This window comes from Streptomyces sp. NBC_01092, assembly GCF_045039535.1.
In the GTDB taxonomy this organism is placed as follows: Bacteria; Actinomycetota; Actinomycetes; order Streptomycetales; family Streptomycetaceae; genus Streptomyces.
The window spans coordinates 1769418-1786434 of sequence record NZ_CP108659.1; the positions used below are offsets into that span (position 1 = coordinate 1769418).

The window sequence follows — 17017 nt, forward strand, 5'->3', positions numbered from 1 at the left end:
ATGCCGGTACTGGTGATCACTGGCACGGGCACGGAGGTCGGCAAGACCGTCACGACGGCCGCCGTCGCGGCGGCGGCGCGGGGCGCGGGCCGGTCGGTGGCCGTACTGAAGGCCGCGCAGACGGGCGTACGGCCCGACGAGAGCGGTGACGCGCAGGAGGTCGCGCGGCTCGCGGGTGCGGTGACGACGGCCGAACTCGCGCGCTATCCCGACCCGTTGGCCCCGGCGACGGCCGCGCGCCGGGCCGGCCGGACGCCGGTCCGCCCGCACGAGATCGCCGAGGCCGCCGCCAAGCTGGCCACCGAGCACGACCTGGTGCTGGTGGAGGGGGCGGGCGGTCTGCTCGTCCGCTTCGACGAGGCGGGCGGCACGCTGGCGGACGCGGCCGAGCTGATGGCGGCGCCGGTCCTGGTGGTGGCGTCGGCGGGCCTGGGCACGCTGAACACGACGGAGCTGACGGCACGTGAACTGCGCCGCCGTCAGCTGGACTTGCTCGGGGTGGTGATCGGTAGCTGGCCCGAGGCACCGGATCTGGCGTCGCGTTGCAATGTCGCGGATCTGCCGGAGGTGGCGGGGGCGCCGCTGCTGGGTGCGGTGCCTGCGGGGGCGGGGGCGCTGACGCCCGCCGACTTCCGTACGGCGGCGCCGGGTTGGCTGGCACCGCGGTTGTTCGGGACATGGGACGCGGAGGGGTTTCGGGGACGGGAGACGCCCTGAGGCCGGAGTGTCGGACCCGCGTGCCATGCTCAGGATCATGGTCAACGCGGACGCTGCAGAAGACTTGAACGACGACGAGGCACCTCCCCCGCCGGCGACGCCCACGACGCCCGCCGAGTGGGACGCCCTGATCGCGGAGTGGGACGAGATCCGGCAGGGCTACTCCCTCGGCGACGCCCGGGGGACGGTCCTGGCGTGTGCGCGAAACCTGGAGGCGAGCGTGGCGGCCGACGGACCGGACACGGCGCTGTGGACCTTCGGGCTGGTACTCATCGGCCCGTACGTGATCCACGCCGACCCGGACGCGGCGGCCGAGGCCCGCGTGCTGAAGGCGATGGCCGCAGTCGAGCGTGCTCTCGGGCAGGCGGACTGTGCGCATGAGGAGCATCCGTGCGACGAGATGCCGGAAGACGACGAGCTGGACAACCTTCTGCACGTGCTGGAGATGCTGGCCCGTCCGGAAGGGGACGCCGCCGAGGAGTCGGACAACCGGTTCGAGAGCCGGACGACACGGGAGATCTGGGCCTGCCCGCGCAATGTCGCCGGGTTCGCCCGTGAGTTCTCCCAGGTCTAGGGGGCCGCACTGGCGTCGCTCGCATCGCTCTCGGCGATGAGCCGCACCAGTTCGATGCGGGAGCGGATGCCCAGGCGGGTGAAGACGCCTCGCAGGTGGTGGTCGATCGTGCGCGGGCTGAGGGCCAGGCGGACGGCGATCTCACGGTTGGTGGCGCCCTCGGCCGCCATACGGGCGACCAGGAGCTGCTGGGCCGTGAGGCGGGCGGTCGGTGTGTCGGGGGCGGTCCGCGCAGGGGCGGCCGGGGTGCCCAGGGCGCGCAGCTCGGTGCGGGCCTGGGTCGCGCAGTGCGGGGCACCGAAGGAGTCGAACGCCTCCAGGGCGCTGTGCAGACGGTCGCGTGCCTCCGTACGGTGGCGCAGTCGGCGCAGCGCGCTGCCGAACAGCAGCTCCGTGCGGGCGCGTTCGAAGTCGCGGGTGCCGTGGGAGTGCAGGTCGAGCGCCGTGCGGTAGTGGTCCACGGCCTCGGCGCCGGGGGCGAGCAGGGCCCGGCAGCGGGCGCTGAGGGCCAGGTCGTCCGGGCTGCGTACGGCGGCGGCCCAGCGGTGGTAGTCGGCGTGCGCCACGCGCGCGACCCGGGTGTCGCCGGTGCGGACGGCTGCCTCCACGTAGTGCGGGGTGGCCAGATGGCGGATCGCCCGATGACCGTGCCCGGGGCCGAATCCGGCGAGGGCGCGCAGCCGGGCGGCCGCGGCGGCGAAACGGCCGCTGCTCAGATCGAGGAAGGCGAGCGCCCACTGTGCGAGGGCGGCGGGCAGGCCCAAGCCACGGGCGAGGGCGTACGACCGTGCCGTCGCGGCGCGCTCGCGGCAGACCTCGGTGTCCGCGGTGAGCGCCGCGAACATGGCGAGGGCGGCCTGGAGATGGCAGGCGCCGTTGTCCTGGCCCGTGGCGTGGGCCTGCCACAGCGCGTCCGTCGCGGCGGCCTCGCCGGCCCGGGGGCGTCCGGTCCAGAAGTCGGCGTACGCGCGGAACTCCATCGCCTGCGGCACGGCCACGGGCGTGCCCCGCGCCCGGGCGGAGGCGGCCGCGCGTACGGTCGCGGTGGCCGCGCGGGTGTGGTCGCCGAGCAGCAGGGCGGCGATCGCGGCGTGGATCAGGACGGTGGGGTCACCGCCGGGACCGCACCGCCCGGCCGCCGACTTCAGCAGGTCGCGAGCGTCCGCGTACCGCCCGTCGAACGCGGCCACCAGCCCACCCAACGTGCCGGGCGCCGCGACACCCAGCCGATCGGCGACCCGGGCGGCATCGCGCAGGCGGCGGACATCTCCGGTGTAGATGGCGGCCTCCGTGGCACGGGCGAGGAGGTGGGTGGCGGGGGTGGGCGAAGCGATGGAGGTTGATGCGGTGGGGGCGGGGGTGAAGGAGGCGGCGGAGGCATCCCCCGACTGCAAGCCAGAAGCGGCAGAAGCCACCCCCGTCAACAGCGCGTCGAACGCCTCCGTCGCGTTCCCCGCCCGCAGGGCCAGCACCCCGCTCAGCTCGTCGTCCGGAGCCGTCGCCGCCAGCCTGCGTGCGCGGTCGCCGTCGCCCGATCGCCAGGCGTACGCGGCGGCACGGGCCACCAGACGGCCCTGCTCGCCGGGGTCGGGGCACAGGGCGGCGGCCCGTTCCGTCAGGGCCCGCGCCACCGACAGCCGGCCGGCGTCGGCCGCCCTGCCCGCGGCGGCGCCGAGTTCCGCGGCGAGCCGCCCGCTGGGGCCGAGCGCGCCCGCGCCCCGGTGCCAGGAGCGCGACGGCGTCTCGCCGGCGCCGCGCAGCACGCGGGCCAGCAGCCGATGGATGTCGCGGCGGTCGGCCGGGGTCCCCGTCTCGTAGGCCGCGATCCGCGTCCACGGGTCGCGGAACGCCACCCCGCCCGCGCCGGAGTGCGCGAGCCCGGCCGCTTCGGCGGCGTCCAGGCACCGCGTGTCGAGGTGGGCCGCCACGACGGCACGCAGGAAGGCGTCGGTGGGGACCGGGTACTGGTCGGCCGCGGCGAGGAGCAGCAGGAGGCGGGTGTTGTCCGGCAACGCCTGTATCTCCGCGCGGCGTTCACGCAGCAGCACCGGGGCCAGTTCGGCCGGCGCGGTGGGAAGCGGGTCGACGCCCGTCGCCTGGCGGTCGGTGAGGCGCGGGACCAGCTCGGCGGCGGCGCGCGGATCGCCGCACACGGCACGCAGCACGCGCACGCGGACGCCCTCGGGGAGGGTGGCGGCCAGCTGCCGCCACGCGTCCGTGCGCTGCGGTGGCGAAGTGCGGTCAAGAGGTGGGGGGTTCACCGGAGTCACCACACAAATGACGTTACTGGCGGGTTACTTGAATCGTAAAGACCGGCGATTTCACCGATGCGGCGCGCGTAGACCCGGCTCGACACTCCTGACAACCCCACACGTTTCAGGAGGCATCATGCAGCGCTCCACGCGTCGCATCGCCACGGGTCTGACGGCCCTGGCGACCTCGCTCCTTCTGGCACTGTCCCTCTCCCCCACACCCGCGAACGCCGCCACCCACAACCCCGTCGTCTTCGTGCACGGCCTGAGCAGCTCGTCGAGCAGCTGGGACGACTGGGCCGGCTACTTCGAGGCGGACGGCTACTCCTCCGGTGAGCTGGACGCCTGGTCGTACGACTGGGCCCAGTCGAACGCCACCACCGCCCAGCAGCTCGCGACCGAGATCAGAAACGTGCTCGCCCGGACCGGCGCCTCGAAGGTCGACCTGGTCGTCCACTCGATGGGCACGCTGAGCGCCCGCTACTACCTCAAGAACCTCGGCGGGACGTCGTACGTGGACGACTTCGTCTCCACGGCCGGCGTGAACCACGGCACGTCCACCGCCTCGTGGTGCGCGTGGCTGTACACCTCCTGCGCGGAGATGAACACCGGCAGCTCGTTCCTGACCTCGCTGAACTCCGGCGACGAGACCCCGGGCAGCGTGTCGTACGCCAGCTACTGGTCGAACTGCGACGACGCGCTCACGCCCGACACCACGGCGGTCCTGAGCGGCGCGACGAACGTCGAGGTCGGCTGCGTCTCGCACACCGACATGAACAACGACCAGGGCGTGTACGAGCAGGTCCGGGCCTTCATCGGCTGAGGCCGGGCCCGCCCGGACGACAGCCACAGCGAACAGCGGGGGTGCGCGGACCCGGTAAGGGGGACAATCAGGGTGAGTCCCGTCCTGCCCGGGAGGTCCCCATGGCCCTGCGGTCCGCCGGTTCCGGCAAGGTGTCACGGGATGCCGTGCACCATCCGCTGTTCGCCCGTTTCTACGCCCGGATCAGCGTCAACGCCGAGACCCGGATGGGCATGGCCGACATCCGCGACCGGATGCTGGCCGGGCTGTCCGGCCGGGTGATCGAGATCGGCGCCGGCAACGGTCTGAACTTCGCCCACTATCCGAGCTCGGTCTCGGAGGTCGTCGCCATCGAACCGGAGCGTCTGCTGCGCACGATGGCGGTGGACGCCGCCCTGCGCGCCGATGTTCCCGTTGACGTGGTGCCGGGCGCCGCGGAGGCGCTGCCGGTCAAGAGCGAGGCCTTCGACGCGGTCGTGCTCTCGCTGGTGATGTGCAGCGTGCGGGACGTGCCGCGGGCCCTCGGTGAGGTACGGCGGGTGCTCAGGCCCGGCGGTGTCGTGCGGTTCTTCGAGCACGGCAGGGGCGGCGGGCGCGCGATGCTCCTCACGCAGCGGGCGCTGGACCGGACGGTGTGGCCGCTGGTGAGCGGCGGCTGCCATGTCTCGCGCGATCCGCTCGCCGCGCTGCGCGAGGCCGGGTTCGAACTCGGCCCCGTCCGGCGGGTGATGATGCCGGAACAGGGGCCGACGCTCCCGTCGTCGTACTGCGTGCTGGGCACGGCGTGGCGGCCGCCGGTCAGCGAGTAGTCACAGGCTCCATTGGCGCAGTTCCTGCGCGATGTCGTGCACGGTGGCCTCACCGCTCTTCACCAGCCGGGCCAGGTCGCGCACCTGCTCGGCCGAGGTGACCACCTTGAGGCCGCTGGCGACGAGGTAGGCGTAGGCGACGGCCGAGGCGAACATGGCGTTGGAGCGCTCCAACGCGGGGACGTGGAGCAGCAGTTGGAGCAGGGAGGCCGCTCGGGCGTGCGGGCTGTCGTATACGGGGACGTCGAATATCCGGGCCTCATGGCGTGCGACAGCGGCGACGAGGGCTCCCCAGTCGGTGACCTGGGGGTCCCCCGGCGTCCTCTTCTCGGCGAGCATGAGCAGCCAGGCAAGGTCGATGTTCAGTTCGCTCAACGGATCAGTGGCGACCTTCGCGCGTGCCCTCACGGTCGGCGCCGAACTCCTCGACGAACACCGACTCGTACTGCTTCATGAAATCGGCGGCGGCCTCCACGAAGGTGTGGCCGACCTCCCCGGTGTCCTGCTGGACCAGTTCCTCGATGTAGCGGTTGACGCTCATGCCGCGGGCCAGGGCACGCTCGCGGGCGGCGCGGGCCGTGCCCTCGTCCACTCTCACGTTCAGCTGGGTCTTCGCCATACCTCGAAGCTAGCGCGGTAGTGCTAGCACCCGCAAGGGTGTCGTCACGAAGTAGCACCCGCAAGGGCGTCGCCCCGAAGTCGGAGGGTGCCCCTTACACCGATGCCAGGGGCCCGACCTGGGGCGGAGAGCGACCGGGACCTCGGGGGGATACCCGGTGTGTGGTGGATCACATTACGCTCGACGGAACGAGAGTCGTCACGTCTGTCACGACGCCAGGAGGCGGTCTTGTCCGCAGCAGCTGCCCAGTACGTCCCCGGCCCCGCCCCGGCGGACGGGATCGCGGCCCGCGCCCGCGGTCTGACCAAGGCCTACGGCTCGGGCGAGACGACGGTGCTGGCCCTCGACTCGGTGGACGTGGACATCGCGCGCGGCCGCTTCACGGCGGTCATGGGGCCGTCGGGCTCGGGGAAGTCCACGCTGATGCACTGTCTGGCGGGCCTCGACAACGTCTCGGCGGGGCAGGTGTGGCTCGGCGACACCGAGATCACCGGGCTGAAGGACCGCGAGCTGACCCGGCTGCGGCGGGACCGGATCGGGTTCATGTTCCAGTCGTTCAACCTCATCCCGACCCTGAACGCGGCCGAGAACATCACCCTGCCCATGGACATCGCGGGCAAGAAGCCCGACGAGAAGTGGCTCGACCAGGTCATTGACACGCTGGGGCTGCGAGACCGGCTGAAGCACCGGCCGTCCCAGCTCTCCGGCGGCCAGCAGCAGCGCGTCGCCTGCGCCCGCGCGCTCGCCTCCCGGCCGGAGCTGATCTTCGCGGACGAGCCGACCGGCAACCTCGACTCGCGGGCCGGCCTCGAAGTGCTCGGCTTCCTGCGCGAGGCCGTCGACCAGCTGGGGCAGACCGTCGTCATGGTCACCCACGACCCGGGCGCCGCGGCCCACTCCGACCTGGTGCTGTTCCTGGGCGACGGACGGATCGTGGACGAGATGGAGCGGCCGACGGCCGAGGCCGTGCTGGAAAGGCTGCGCCTCTTCGCCGGCGGCGGCGCGTCCGCGTCGTCCGAGGAGAGCTGACCCAGTGCTGAAGGCGACGCTCAGGAGCTTCCTCGCCCACAAGGGACGGCTGCTGCTGTCCGCCCTCGCGGTGATCCTCTCCGTGGCGTTCGTCGCGGGCAGCCTGATCTTCTCGGACACCGTCAGCCGCACCTTCGACCGGCTGTTCGCCTCGACCGCCGCCGACGTCACCGTCACCCCGAAGGAGACCCTCGACGAGACGATCCCCTCGGGACAGACACTGACCCTGCCGGCCTCCCTCGCCGACCGCCTCGCCCAGGTCAACGGAGTCGCGACAGCACGCGCGGACGTGGACGTGGAGGGCATCACCGTCGCCGACAAGGACCGTGAGTCGGTGGGCCCGACCACGGGCGCCCCCACGATCGCCACCGCGTGGAACCCGACCGAGCGCAGCCCCGTGGAGCTCACCTCCGGCCACGCGCCGAAGGGCGACGGGCAGGTGATGATCGACGCGGACACCGCCGACGACAAGGACGTGCGGATCGGCGACCGGCTGACGGTGATCGGGCAGCAGGGCTCCTTCCCGGTCGAGGTCGTCGGCATCGTCACCTTCACGACCACCAACCCGGGCGCCGCACTGGTCTTCTTCGACACCCCGGCCGCGCAGACGAGGCTGCTGGGCGACCCGAAGGCGGCCACCAGCATCTCGCTCGACGCGGCCGACGGCGTCAGCGACCCGGAGCTCAAGCGGCGCGTGGCCGACGCGCTCGGCGGCGACAGCGGCGCCTACGAGCTGCGCACCGCCGATGAGCAGGCCGAGTCGGACGTCGAGCAGCTGGGCGGATTCCTCGACATCATCAAGTACGTCATGCTCGGCTTCGCCGGGGTCGCGGTCCTCGTCGGCGTGTTCCTGATCGTCAACACCTTCTCCATGCTGATCGCCCAGCGCACCCGCGAGCTGGGCCTGCTGCGGGCGCTCGGCGCGGACCGGCGCCAGGTGCGGCGCTCGGTGCTCACCGAGGCGCTGCTGCTCGGCCTGGTCGGCTCGACGGCGGGCCTCGCGGCCGGCATCGGGCTGGCCGCCGGACTCATCGAGCTGATGGGTCTGCTGGGCATGAACATCAGGACGGACGAGATGGTCATCGGCTGGGGCACGCCGGTGACCGCGTACGTCGTCGGCCTGGGCGTCACCTTCGTGGCGGCCTACCTGCCGGCCCGGCGCGCGGCGGGCGTCTCGCCGATGGCGGCCCTCGCGGACGCCGAGATCGCCGAGATCGGGCGGCCGCTGCGGCTGCGCGCGGTGGTGGGCTCGGTGGTCGGGGCGGCCGGGGCGGCGGCGCTGGTGGGCTGCACCGTGGCGTCGAAGACGTCGTCGGCGGCGTCCCTGCTGGGCCTCGGCGTCCTGCTGACCCTCATCGCGACGGTGATCGCGGGACCACTGCTGGTCCGGCCGGTGATCCGGGTCCTCGGCGGCGCCTTCCCCGCGCTGTTCGGCTCGATCGGCCGGATGAGCCAGCGCAACGCCCTGCGCAATCCCCGCCGCACCGGGGCCACCGCGGCCGCCCTCATGGTGGGCCTCGCGCTGGTCGGCGGGATGTCGGTGGCGAGCGCCTCCATGACGAAGTCGTTCGACGAGCAGATCGACAAGACACTGGGCGCCGACTTCGTGGTGCAGAACGGCAACTTCGTGCCCTTCCCACGGGAGGTCACCGAGCGAATCCGCGACACCGAGGGCGTCGGGCTCGTCGTACGCTCGCAGTTCACGACGATCGCCGTACGCCTCCCGGACGGCGACCGGGTGAAGACGACCGCCGCGGCCTACGAACCGCAGCTCGACAAGGTCGCCAACATCACCTACGCCCAAGGCGACTCCGCGGCCGCGCTCGCGGACGGACGCCTCGCCATGGACAAGGACTTCGCCGAGGACCACGGCGTCCGCATCGGCAGCACCGTTCCCGTCGAGTTCCAGGGCGGCCGCACGGCCGAGCTGACGGTGGGCGCGCTCACCGACCAGGAGTCCGCCGACGGGTTCGGCAGCCAGGGCGGCATCTACTTCGGCCTGGCCACACTCCAGAAGTACGCGCCGGGCGGGCAGGACGCGGCGGTGTACGTCAACGCCGCGTCCGGCACGAGCGCGGACGACCTGCGGGCCGCCCTGGAGAAGACGCTCGATGCGTACCCGCAGGTGCAGGTCCGCGACATCGCCGACTACAAGGACCTGGTGCACGACCAGATCGCCGTGCTGCTCTACCTCGTGTACGCCCTGCTCGGGCTCGCGATCATCATCGCGGTGCTCGGCGTCGTCAACACCCTCGCCCTGTCGGTGGTGGAGCGCACCCGGGAGATCGGGCTGCTGAGGGCCATCGGGCTGGCCCGGCGGCAGCTGCGCCGGATGATCCGGCTGGAGTCGGTGGTGATCGCCGTGTTCGGCGCGGTCCTGGGTCTCGCGCTCGGGCTGGTGTGGGGGGTGTGCACCCAGCAGGTGCTCGCCCTCCAGGGCATGACGGCACTGGCGATCCCGTGGAGCACGATCGTCGCGGTGATGATCGGCTCGGCCGTCGTGGGCGTGGTGGCGGCGCTGCTGCCGGCGTTGCGTGCATCGCGCATGAATGTGCTGGCGGCCATCGCGCACGAGTGATGAAATCGCGGCAGGCGCTCAAGTCCCGTGCAGGTGAGGAGAGTTCATGTCGCAACCAGAGTTCGCGTCGCAGCCGGTGAGCCCGCGGCCGTTCCGCTTCGGCGTCAACCTGATGACCCCCGCCCCGGCCGACGAGTGGCGGGCCAAGTGCCGCCGGGCCGAGGAGCTCGGCTACGACGTGCTCCTGGTCCCCGACCACCTCGGCATGCCCGCGCCGTTCCCGGCCCTGGTCGCCGCGGCCGAGGCGACCGAGCGGGCGCGCCTGGGCACGTTCGTGCTCAACGCGGGCCTGTGGAACCCTGCGCTGCTCGCCCGGGAGGTCGCGACCACCGACGCGCTGACGGGCGGGCGCCTCGAACTCGGGCTGGGCGCGGGGTATGTACAGGCGGAGCACGACTCGGCGGGTCTGCCCTTCGGCACTCCCGGCGAGCGTGTGGACCATCTGCGGCGCACCGTCGAGGAGCTTCGGCGACTGCTGGGGTCCGAGTCGTACCTGCCGCAGCCGGCACAGAAGCCCCGGGTGCCGTTGCTGGTCGGCGGCAACGGCGACCGGGTCCTGCGGCTGACCGCCGAGCACGCCGACATCGCGGCGTTCGGAGGCGCGTACCCGGACCCGCGGAGCACGACCGGCCGGCTGATCCCCGTCACGGCCGAGCGGCTCGACGAGCGGGTGGCCCGGTACCGGAAGTTCGCGGCGGACCGTGCGCAGCCGGCGGAGCTGAACCTGCTCCTGCAGATGGTGGCGGTGACGGAGGACCGCGAGGCAGTGCTCCAGCCCCTTCTCGACCGGGTGCCGGAGGTGACCCCCGAACAGGCCCTGGCCCTGCCCATCCTCCTGATCGGCACCCTGGACCAGATCACCGCCCAGGTGCTGGCCCAGCGTGAGCGGTACGGATTCTCGTATCTGACCGTCCTGGAGCCGTACATGGAGGCGTTCGCGCCGGTGATCGAGGAGTTGCGCGGCAAGTAGCCGTCCGGATGGTGGAATTCGGCGTCCCGCCGCGCCGCCCGTGATGGGATCACGGCATGACTGATCTGCGGATACGGGCCGCGACGGCCGACGACCTCGATGCCGTGCTGGCCTTCTGGAAGACGGCCGCCGAGGGCACCAGCATCAGCGACGACCGGGCCGGCGTGGAGCGGCTGGTCGCCCGCGATCCAGAGTCGTTGATCCTGGCCGAGTCGGACGGCGAGCTGGTCGGCACGGTGATCGCGGGCTTCGACGGCTGGCGCTGCCATCTGTACCGGCTGGCGGTGCACCCCGAGCGCCGGCGCCGGGGCATCGGCGCGGCGCTGCTCGCCGCGGCCGAGGAGCGGTTCGTACGGCTCGGCGGGCGCCGGGGCGACGCGATGGTGCTGCGGCGCAACGAGACCGCGCATCATGCCTGGCGCGCGGCCGGGTACACACCCGAGGAACACTGGCGACGATGGGTGAAGCCCCTCACCGACTGACCGCTTTGCCGATCCTTTACTATTGGGTGGACCGCTTCGGTCCTCCAATGAAAGGTGTGAGCGTCCGCCCATGGGCGAGCCTCCCAGTAGCAGACATCGAGCGATCCTCCCCACCCTGTCCGACCATGGGACGGAGGTGACCCGATGACCGAAGTGCTCCTCCTTCTGGTGGCGATCCTGCTGTCGCTCGCCTGCGGTGCCTTCGTCGCGGCCGAGTTCTCGCTGACCACCGTCGAGCGGGGCGAGCTGGAGCGGGCCGTGGAGCGCGGCGAGCGGGGTGCCGCCGGCGCCCTGAAGGCCGTACGGAATCTGACGTTCCAGCTCTCCGGCGCACAGCTCGGCATCACAGTCACCAACCTGGTCGTCGGCATGCTCGCCGAACCGTCGATCGCCGCGCTCATCGCGGGCCCGCTGGAGTCGCTCGGCATCTCCCGCTCGGCGGCGAGCACGATCGCCCTGGTGATCGGTACGGCCCTGTCGACGATCGTCCTCATGGTGGTCGGCGAGCTGGTGCCCAAGAACTGGGCGATCTCTTCGCCGCTGGCCGTGGCCAAGCGGGTCGGCAACGCCCAGCGCTGGTTCAGCGCGGTCTTCCGCCCCTTCATCTCGCATCTGAACAACACGGCGAACCGCATCGTGCGCCGCTTCGGCGTGGAGCCCACCGAGGAGCTGGCGGCCGCCCGCGGCCCCCAGGAGCTGGCCGCGCTCGCCCGGCACTCCGCCCGCGAGGGCGCCCTGGAGGCGGACACCGCCGAGCTCTTCGTACGGACCCTGAACCTCGCCGACCTGACCGCGGAGAACGTCATGACCCCGCGCGTCCAGGTCGTCGCCCTGGATGCCCAGGCGACCTGCGAGGACGTGGCGAACGCGACCCGGGCGACCGGCCTGTCCCGGTTCCCCGTCTACCGCGGCGGCCTCGACTCGGTCGTGGGCACCGCGCACATCAAGGACGTCCTGGCGGTGCCCGCCGAGCGTCGGCCCCGCGTCCCCGTCTCGGAGCTGATGCGCGAGCCGCTCCTCGTCCCCGAGACGCTCACCGTCGACCGCCTCCTCGACCGGCTGTCCGGCAAGCGCACCATGGCCGTGGTCATCGACGAGTACGGCGGTACGGCCGGTGTGGCCACGCTGGAGGACATCGTCGAGGAGGTCGTCGGCGAGGTCCGCGACGAGCACGACCCGCACGAAACGCCCGACCTGGCGCCCGCGGGCAGCGACGACGAGGGCCGGGCGCTGTTCTCGGCCGACGGTTTCGCGCGAGTGGATCAGCTCGCGCGCGTGGGGCTCAGGGCACCCGAGGGGCCGTACGAGACGCTGGCCGGTCTCGTCGCGAACGAGCTGGGCCGCATACCGGCCGAGGGTGACCGGGTCGAGGTCGCCGGCTGGCGGCTCGACGTCGTGGACGCCGCCGGCCGCAGGGCCGCGCGGGTGCTGCTGCACGCGCCGCTCCACGACGCCGCCGACAGCGAGAAGGAGGACGGGCGATGACCGCCGTACAGCTGTTCATCGGCTTTCTGACGCTGGTCGTCAACGCCTTCTTCGTGGGCGCCGAGTTCGCGCTGATCTCGGTGCGCCGCTCGCAGATCGAGCCGTACGCCGAGCAGGGCGACCGGCGCGCCAAGAGCGTGCTGTGGGGTCTGCAGCACGTGTCCGCGCTGATGGCGGCCGCGCAGCTCGGCATCACCCTGTGCACGCTGGTCCTCGGTGTGGTCGCCGAACCGGCGATCGAGCATCTGCTGGAGCCGGTGTTCCACGCGGTGGGTGTGCCGGAGGGCGCCGGGCGCGCGATCTCCTTCGCGATCGCCCTGGTGCTGGCCACCTATCTGCACATGCTGCTCGGCGAGATGGTGCCCAAGAACATCGCGCTGGCCGAGCCGGTGCGCAGCGCCCTGGTGCTCGGTCCGCCGCTGGTCACGCTGTCCCGGGCGCTGCGTCCGGTGATCTTCACGATCAACGCCTTCGCCAACGCGCTGCTGAAGCTGCTGCGCGTCGAGACCAAGGACGAGGTCACGGCGACCTTCTCGGACGCCGAACTGGCACGGCTCGTGCGGGACTCCGGCGAGGCCGGCCTCATCGACGACCGCGCGCGGGAGCGGCTGCACGACGCCCTGGAACTGGGCCGTCGGCCGGTGCGTGACGTGGTGCTCCCGCTGGAACGCGTCGTCTACGCGCGCGTGGGCGTCACGCCGGAGGAGCTGGAGCGGCTGTCGGCCGAGTCGGGCTTCTCCCGCTTCCCGGTCGTCGACGACGGTCGCCGCATCGTCGGCTATCTCCATGTGAAGGACGCCCTGGACGCCATCGAGCAGGACGTGCCGTTCGAGGTGGCCGACATGCGGCCCATCGCCCGCGTGCGGGAGAGCACACCGCTGGACGACGTGCTCACCGCGATGCGGGGCAGCCGTACGCATGTGGCGGCCGTGCTGGGCAGCGACGGGCTCCTGTCCGGGCTGGTGACCATGGAGGACGTGCTGCGCAAGCTGTTCGGCCGGCGGGTCTGACAGCCGGGCCGAGTGGGTGGCGTGCCCGGCTCCATGCCCGACCGACCGACGGGTATGGAGCCGGGATACCATTTCTGTCGCCATGGAGACGAACCCCACCTACAGCAGCCTTGTCGCGGTCGGCGACTCCTTCACCGAGGGCATGTCGGACCTCCTCCCCGACGGCTCCTACCGGGGCTGGGCCGACCTCCTCGCCGGGCGGATGGCCGCCCGCGCGCCCGACTTCCGGTACGCCAACCTCGCGGTGCGCGGGAAGCTGATCGGGCAGATCGTCGAGGAGCAGGTCGACGTGGCGGCCGCGATGGGCGCCGATGTGATCACCCTCGTCGGCGGGCTCAACGACACCCTGCGGCCCAAGTGCGACATGGGGCGGGTGCGCGGCCTGCTCGAGGAGGCCGTGGAGAAGCTCGCCCCTGCGTGCCGACAACTGGTCCTGATGCGCAGCCCCGGGCGCCAGGGCCCGGTCCTGGAGCGGTTCCGGCCGCGCATGGAAGAGCTGTTCACGTGCGTCGACGAGCTGGCCGAGCGACACGGCGCGGTCGTCGTCGACCTGTACGGCGCGCCCTCGCTCAGCGACCCTCGCCTGTGGGACGTGGACCGACTGCATCTGACGGCCGAGGGCCATCGCCGGGTCGCCGAGGCGGTGTGGCAGGGGCTCGGCCACGACCCCGAGGACACCGAGTGGCGCACGCCGATGCCGGCCGCGGCGCCGCCGGGCTGGGTCACCCGGCGGGTCACTGACGCGCGGTTCGCGCGTCAGCACCTGCTGCCGTGGATCGGCCGGCGGCTGACGGGACGCTCCTCCGGAGACGGGCTGCCGGCGAAGCGTCCCGAGCTGCTGCCGTACGAGGGGCCGGCAGCGTAGGTCCGCTCGATCCTGGACCTACGCCACCTCAACGGGCCGCCCCCGGACCCTGTGCGCTACCGACGGGACGCGGCCCGGCTTCGCCGGTACAGCACGGTTCCGGCGACGAGCAGCGCCCCACTGGCGGCAATGCCGCCGATGATGCCCTCGGCACCGACGCCGGTCTCGGGCATGTGGGGGTGGTCCGGCTTCCCCGGCGGCTTGGTCGGCGTGGGAGTGTGCGAGTCGCAGCCGTAGCCATGGCCATAGCCGCAGTCGTCGTCGTGCCCGTAGCCGTGGTCGTCGGGCTCTTCGGATCCGTAGCCGTGGTCGCTGGGCTTCTCGGAGCCGTAGCCATAGCCATGGTCACTCGGCTTCTCGGAGCCGTAGCCATAACCGTCGTCGCTCGGCTTCTCCGAGCCGTAGCTATAACCGTCGTCGCTCGGCTTCTCCGAGCCGTACCCGTAGCCATGGTCACTGGGCTTCTCGGAGCCGTAGCCATAACCGTGGTCGCTGGGCTTCTCGGAGCCGTAGCCGTGGTCGGTCGGCTTCTCGGAGCCGTACCCGTAGCCGTGGTCGCTGGGCTTGTCGCTGCCGTAGCCGTGGTCACGCGGCTTCTCGGAGCCGTAGCCATAACCGTGGTCACTGGGCTTCTCGGAGCCGTAGCCATAGCCATGGTCCTTCGGCTTCTCGGAGCCGTAGCCATAGCCGTGGTCCTTCGGCTTCTCATAGCCGTAGCCCTGGGAGCTCGGCGCGTCGGTGCCGTAGCCGGAGTTGCCATGTCCCGAGGTGTTCTCGTCGGAAGTGCTCCCCGGCAGATTCAGGTTGTCGAGCTTGTCCTTCACCCCCTCGACTTCCTCATTCGCCTCGCCGATTTGTTCGTGCACCTTGCCGAGTTTCTCGTCCAGCCCGTCCGAGTCCCAAGGGTCCTTGTGGCCCGGCAGCGCGGCGGCGGAGTTCACCATGGTCCCCTGCACGCGCGGGGCCGCGGACGCGCATGTGCCGTACAGGGACAGGGCGCTCGTCGCGGCGGCGGCCACGATCAATCCCCTGGTCAGAGCCTGTCGCATTCTCGTTTTCTTTCTCTCATGCGGAATGGGGAAGCCGACGTCGGTCATTGACGTGATGTTGTCGATTGCCGGGATTGGCGAGATCGTCGCAGGAGTTGTGATGCCGGGCGTTCACACTCGCCACGACTTGCAGACTATGAACGAAATGTGGAGGCCCGAGGAAACCGGGACGCGTCGACAGCCGGGGAATTCACCCGATCGCCCGCCGAAGACGTCCGTCTCGCGCAGCGGCGGCAGGACGGCGCGGACGGCACCTCTGACCTGGGTTGCTCCGCAGGGCACGGCCGACCGGGGGCCCCAGGGCGCCGGGTAAACTCCGTACACGTGACTTCTGCGCCCGCCAAGCCCCGCATCCCGAACGTCCTCGCCGGACGCTACGCCTCCACCGAGCTCGCCACGCTCTGGTCCCCCGAGCAGAAGGTGAAGCTGGAGCGCCGGCTCTGGCTCGCCGTACTGCGCGCCCAGAAGGACCTCGGCATCGAGGTGCCGGACGAGGCGCTCGCCGACTACGAGCGCGTCCTGGACACCGTCGACCTGGCCTCCATCGCCGAGCGCGAGAAGGTCACGCGCCACGACGTGAAGGCGCGGATCGAGGAGTTCAACGACCTCGCCGGGCACGAGCACGTACACAAGGGCATGACGTCCCGCGACCTCACGGAGAACGTCGAGCAGCTCCAGATCCGGCTCTCCCTGGAGCTGATGCGCGACCGCACGGTGGCCGTGCTGGCGCGTCTGGGCAAGCTGGCAGGTGAGTACGGCGAGCTGGTCATGGCCGGCCGCTCGCACAACGTCGCCGCGCAGGCCACGACGCTCGGCAAGCGGTTCGCTACGGGCGCCGACGAGCTGCTCGTCGCGTACGGCCGGGTCGAGGAGCTCCTTGCCCGCTACCCGCTGCGCGGCATCAAGGGACCGGTCGGCACCGCCCAGGACATGCTCGACCTGCTCGGCGGCGACGCGGCGAAGCTGGCGGAACTGGAGCAACGGATCGCCACGCACCTGGGCTTCTCGCAGGCGTTCACCTCGGTCGGCCAGGTCTACCCGCGCTCGCTGGACTACGAGGTCGTCACCGCGCTGGTGCAGCTGGCGGCGGCGCCGTCCTCGCTGGCCAAGACGATCCGGCTGATGGCCGGGCACGAGCTGGTGACCGAGGGCTTCAAGCCGGGCCAGGTCGGCTCCTCCGCGATGCCGCACAAGATGAACACGCGCTCCTGCGAACGCGTCAACGGCCTCATGGTCATCCTGCGCGGCTACGCCTCGATGACCGGCGAACTGGCGGGCGACCAGTGGAACGAGGGCGACGTGTCCTGCTCGGTGGTGCGCCGGGTCGCGCTGCCGGACGCGTTCTTCGCGCTGGACGGCCTGCTGGAGACGTTCCTGACGGTGCTGGACGAGTTCGGGGCGTTCCCGGCGGTCGTGGCCCGTGAGCTGGACCGCTACCTTCCCTTCCTCGCCACCACCAAGGTGCTGATGGGCGCGGTGCGCGCGGGCGTCGGTCGTGAGGTCGCGCACGAGGCGATCAAGGAGAACGCCGTCGCCTCGGCGCTGGCGATGCGCGAGCAGGGCGCCGAGCGCAACGAACTGCTCGACAAGTTGGCCGCCGACGAGCGCATCCCGCTCGACCGCGCCGGGCTGGACGCGCTGATGGCCGACAAGCTGTCCTTCACGGGCGCCGCGGCCGACCAGGTCGGCGTCGTCGTCGGCCGTGTCGAGGAGATCGTGAAGCAGCGCCCGGAGGCTGCCGGTTACACCCCCGGGGCCATCCTCTGACGCGCCTGC

16 protein-coding genes are annotated in these 17017 nt (G+C 71.9%); 12 read left to right on the forward strand and 4 right to left on the reverse strand.

Annotated features, from left to right (window positions below):
* Nucleotides 1-717 carry a dethiobiotin synthase gene (bioD, locus tag OG254_RS07715; protein WP_405578730.1) on the forward strand — a complete coding sequence of 239 codons (717 nt, stop codon included), beginning with the start codon at nt 1-3 and terminating at the stop codon, nt 715-717.
* 37 nt (nt 718-754) lie between these two features.
* Nucleotides 755-1291 carry a hypothetical protein gene (locus OG254_RS07720; protein ID WP_405578733.1) on the forward strand — a complete coding sequence of 179 codons (537 nt, stop codon included), beginning with the start codon at nt 755-757 and terminating at the stop codon, nt 1289-1291.
* Here the strand turns inward: OG254_RS07720 and OG254_RS07725 are convergent.
* Nucleotides 1288-3561 (reverse strand): LuxR C-terminal-related transcriptional regulator, encoded by a 2274-nt coding sequence (locus tag OG254_RS07725; protein ID WP_405594883.1) that lies wholly within the window; start codon nt 3559-3561, stop codon nt 1288-1290. The genes OG254_RS07720 and OG254_RS07725 overlap by 4 nt on opposite strands.
* A gap of 118 nt (nt 3562-3679) precedes the next feature.
* Here OG254_RS07725 and OG254_RS07730 point away from each other — a divergent pair, with 118 nt between their 5' ends.
* Together OG254_RS07730 and OG254_RS07735 are read left to right on the forward strand one after the other, a co-directional pair.
* On the forward strand, nt 3680-4366 hold the full coding sequence (locus OG254_RS07730; protein ID WP_405578735.1) for an esterase/lipase family protein: 687 nt from the start codon (nt 3680-3682) through the stop codon (nt 4364-4366).
* Nucleotides 4367-4467: 101 nt separating this feature from the next.
* Nucleotides 4468-5154: a class I SAM-dependent methyltransferase gene (locus OG254_RS07735; protein ID WP_405578738.1), complete on the forward strand. Its 687-nt coding sequence runs from the start codon at nt 4468-4470 to the stop codon at nt 5152-5154.
* Here the strand turns inward: OG254_RS07735 and OG254_RS07740 are convergent, their stop codons facing one another.
* Together OG254_RS07740 and OG254_RS07745 are read right to left on the reverse strand one after the other, a co-directional pair.
* Nucleotides 5155-5529 (reverse strand): fic family toxin-antitoxin system, toxin component, encoded by a 375-nt coding sequence (locus OG254_RS07740; RefSeq protein ID WP_405594885.1) that lies wholly within the window; start codon nt 5527-5529, stop codon nt 5155-5157. It lies immediately after the preceding gene.
* 4 nt (nt 5530-5533) lie between these two features.
* Entirely contained in the window at nt 5534-5773 is a 240-nt protein-coding gene (locus OG254_RS07745) for a toxin-antitoxin system HicB family antitoxin (RefSeq protein ID WP_383419440.1), read from the reverse strand.
* A 228-nt stretch (nt 5774-6001) separates the two neighbouring features.
* On the opposite strand from OG254_RS07745, the gene OG254_RS07750 reads away from it, so the two are divergent.
* The 7 genes from OG254_RS07750 (at nt 6002) to OG254_RS07780 (ending at nt 14192) form a co-directional block, all read left to right on the forward strand.
* On the forward strand, nt 6002-6802 hold the full coding sequence (locus OG254_RS07750; RefSeq protein WP_405578740.1) for an ABC transporter ATP-binding protein: 801 nt from the start codon (nt 6002-6004) through the stop codon (nt 6800-6802).
* Nucleotides 6803-6806: 4 nt separating this feature from the next.
* The gene (locus OG254_RS07755; RefSeq protein ID WP_405578742.1) at nt 6807-9380 is read left to right on the forward strand and encodes an ABC transporter permease; all 2574 of its coding nucleotides are present in this window, start codon (nt 6807-6809) and stop codon (nt 9378-9380) included.
* Nucleotides 9381-9426: 46 nt separating this feature from the next.
* On the forward strand, nt 9427-10350 hold the full coding sequence (locus OG254_RS07760) for an LLM class F420-dependent oxidoreductase (protein WP_405578745.1): 924 nt from the start codon (nt 9427-9429) through the stop codon (nt 10348-10350).
* A gap of 56 nt (nt 10351-10406) precedes the next feature.
* On the forward strand, nt 10407-10832 hold the full coding sequence (locus OG254_RS07765) for a GNAT family N-acetyltransferase (protein ID WP_405578748.1): 426 nt from the start codon (nt 10407-10409) through the stop codon (nt 10830-10832).
* Between the two features lie 144 nt (nt 10833-10976).
* Nucleotides 10977-12317, forward strand: coding sequence for a hemolysin family protein (locus tag OG254_RS07770; RefSeq protein ID WP_405578751.1), 1341 nt, complete (start codon nt 10977-10979; stop codon nt 12315-12317).
* The gene (locus OG254_RS07775; RefSeq protein WP_351195588.1) at nt 12314-13327 is read left to right on the forward strand and encodes a hemolysin family protein; all 1014 of its coding nucleotides are present in this window, start codon (nt 12314-12316) and stop codon (nt 13325-13327) included. The genes OG254_RS07770 and OG254_RS07775 overlap by 4 nt, the downstream gene beginning before the upstream one ends.
* Nucleotides 13328-13409: 82 nt before the next feature.
* Nucleotides 13410-14192, forward strand: coding sequence for an SGNH/GDSL hydrolase family protein (locus tag OG254_RS07780; protein ID WP_405578754.1), 783 nt, complete (start codon nt 13410-13412; stop codon nt 14190-14192).
* Between the two features lie 56 nt (nt 14193-14248).
* Here OG254_RS07780 and OG254_RS07785 read toward each other — a convergent pair whose 3' ends face one another.
* Nucleotides 14249-15241, reverse strand: coding sequence for a hypothetical protein (locus OG254_RS07785; protein WP_405578757.1), 993 nt, complete (start codon nt 15239-15241; stop codon nt 14249-14251).
* A 324-nt stretch (nt 15242-15565) separates the two neighbouring features.
* On the opposite strand from OG254_RS07785, the gene purB reads away from it, so the two are divergent.
* A complete protein-coding gene (gene purB / locus OG254_RS07790) occupies nt 15566-17008 on the forward strand; it encodes an adenylosuccinate lyase (RefSeq protein WP_405578760.1) in 1443 nt (480 codons plus the stop codon).
* The last annotated feature ends 9 nt before the right edge of the window (nt 17009-17017 follow it).

Bases quoted from the DNA above. Each gene is read 5' to 3' on its own strand.
- OG254_RS07730 (WP_405578735.1), top strand. From the start codon at position 3,680: ATGCAGCGCTCCACGCGTCGCATCGCCACGGGTCTGACGGCCCTGGCG.
- bioD (WP_405578730.1), top strand. From the start codon at position 1: ATGCCGGTACTGGTGATCACTGGCACGGGCACGGAGGTCGGCAAGACC.
- OG254_RS07780 (WP_405578754.1), top strand. From the start codon at position 13,410: ATGGAGACGAACCCCACCTACAGCAGCCTTGTCGCGGTCGGCGACTCC.
- OG254_RS07720 (WP_405578733.1), top strand. From the start codon at position 755: ATGGTCAACGCGGACGCTGCAGAAGACTTGAACGACGACGAGGCACCT.
- OG254_RS07785 (WP_405578757.1), bottom strand. From the start codon at position 15,241: ATGCGACAGGCTCTGACCAGGGGATTGATCGTGGCCGCCGCCGCGACG.
- OG254_RS07765 (WP_405578748.1), top strand. From the start codon at position 10,407: ATGACTGATCTGCGGATACGGGCCGCGACGGCCGACGACCTCGATGCC.
- OG254_RS07760 (WP_405578745.1), top strand. From the start codon at position 9,427: ATGTCGCAACCAGAGTTCGCGTCGCAGCCGGTGAGCCCGCGGCCGTTC.
- OG254_RS07770 (WP_405578751.1), top strand. From the start codon at position 10,977: ATGACCGAAGTGCTCCTCCTTCTGGTGGCGATCCTGCTGTCGCTCGCC.
- OG254_RS07745 (WP_383419440.1), bottom strand. From the start codon at position 5,773: ATGGCGAAGACCCAGCTGAACGTGAGAGTGGACGAGGGCACGGCCCGC.
- OG254_RS07735 (WP_405578738.1), top strand. From the start codon at position 4,468: ATGGCCCTGCGGTCCGCCGGTTCCGGCAAGGTGTCACGGGATGCCGTG.
- OG254_RS07775 (WP_351195588.1), top strand. From the start codon at position 12,314: ATGACCGCCGTACAGCTGTTCATCGGCTTTCTGACGCTGGTCGTCAAC.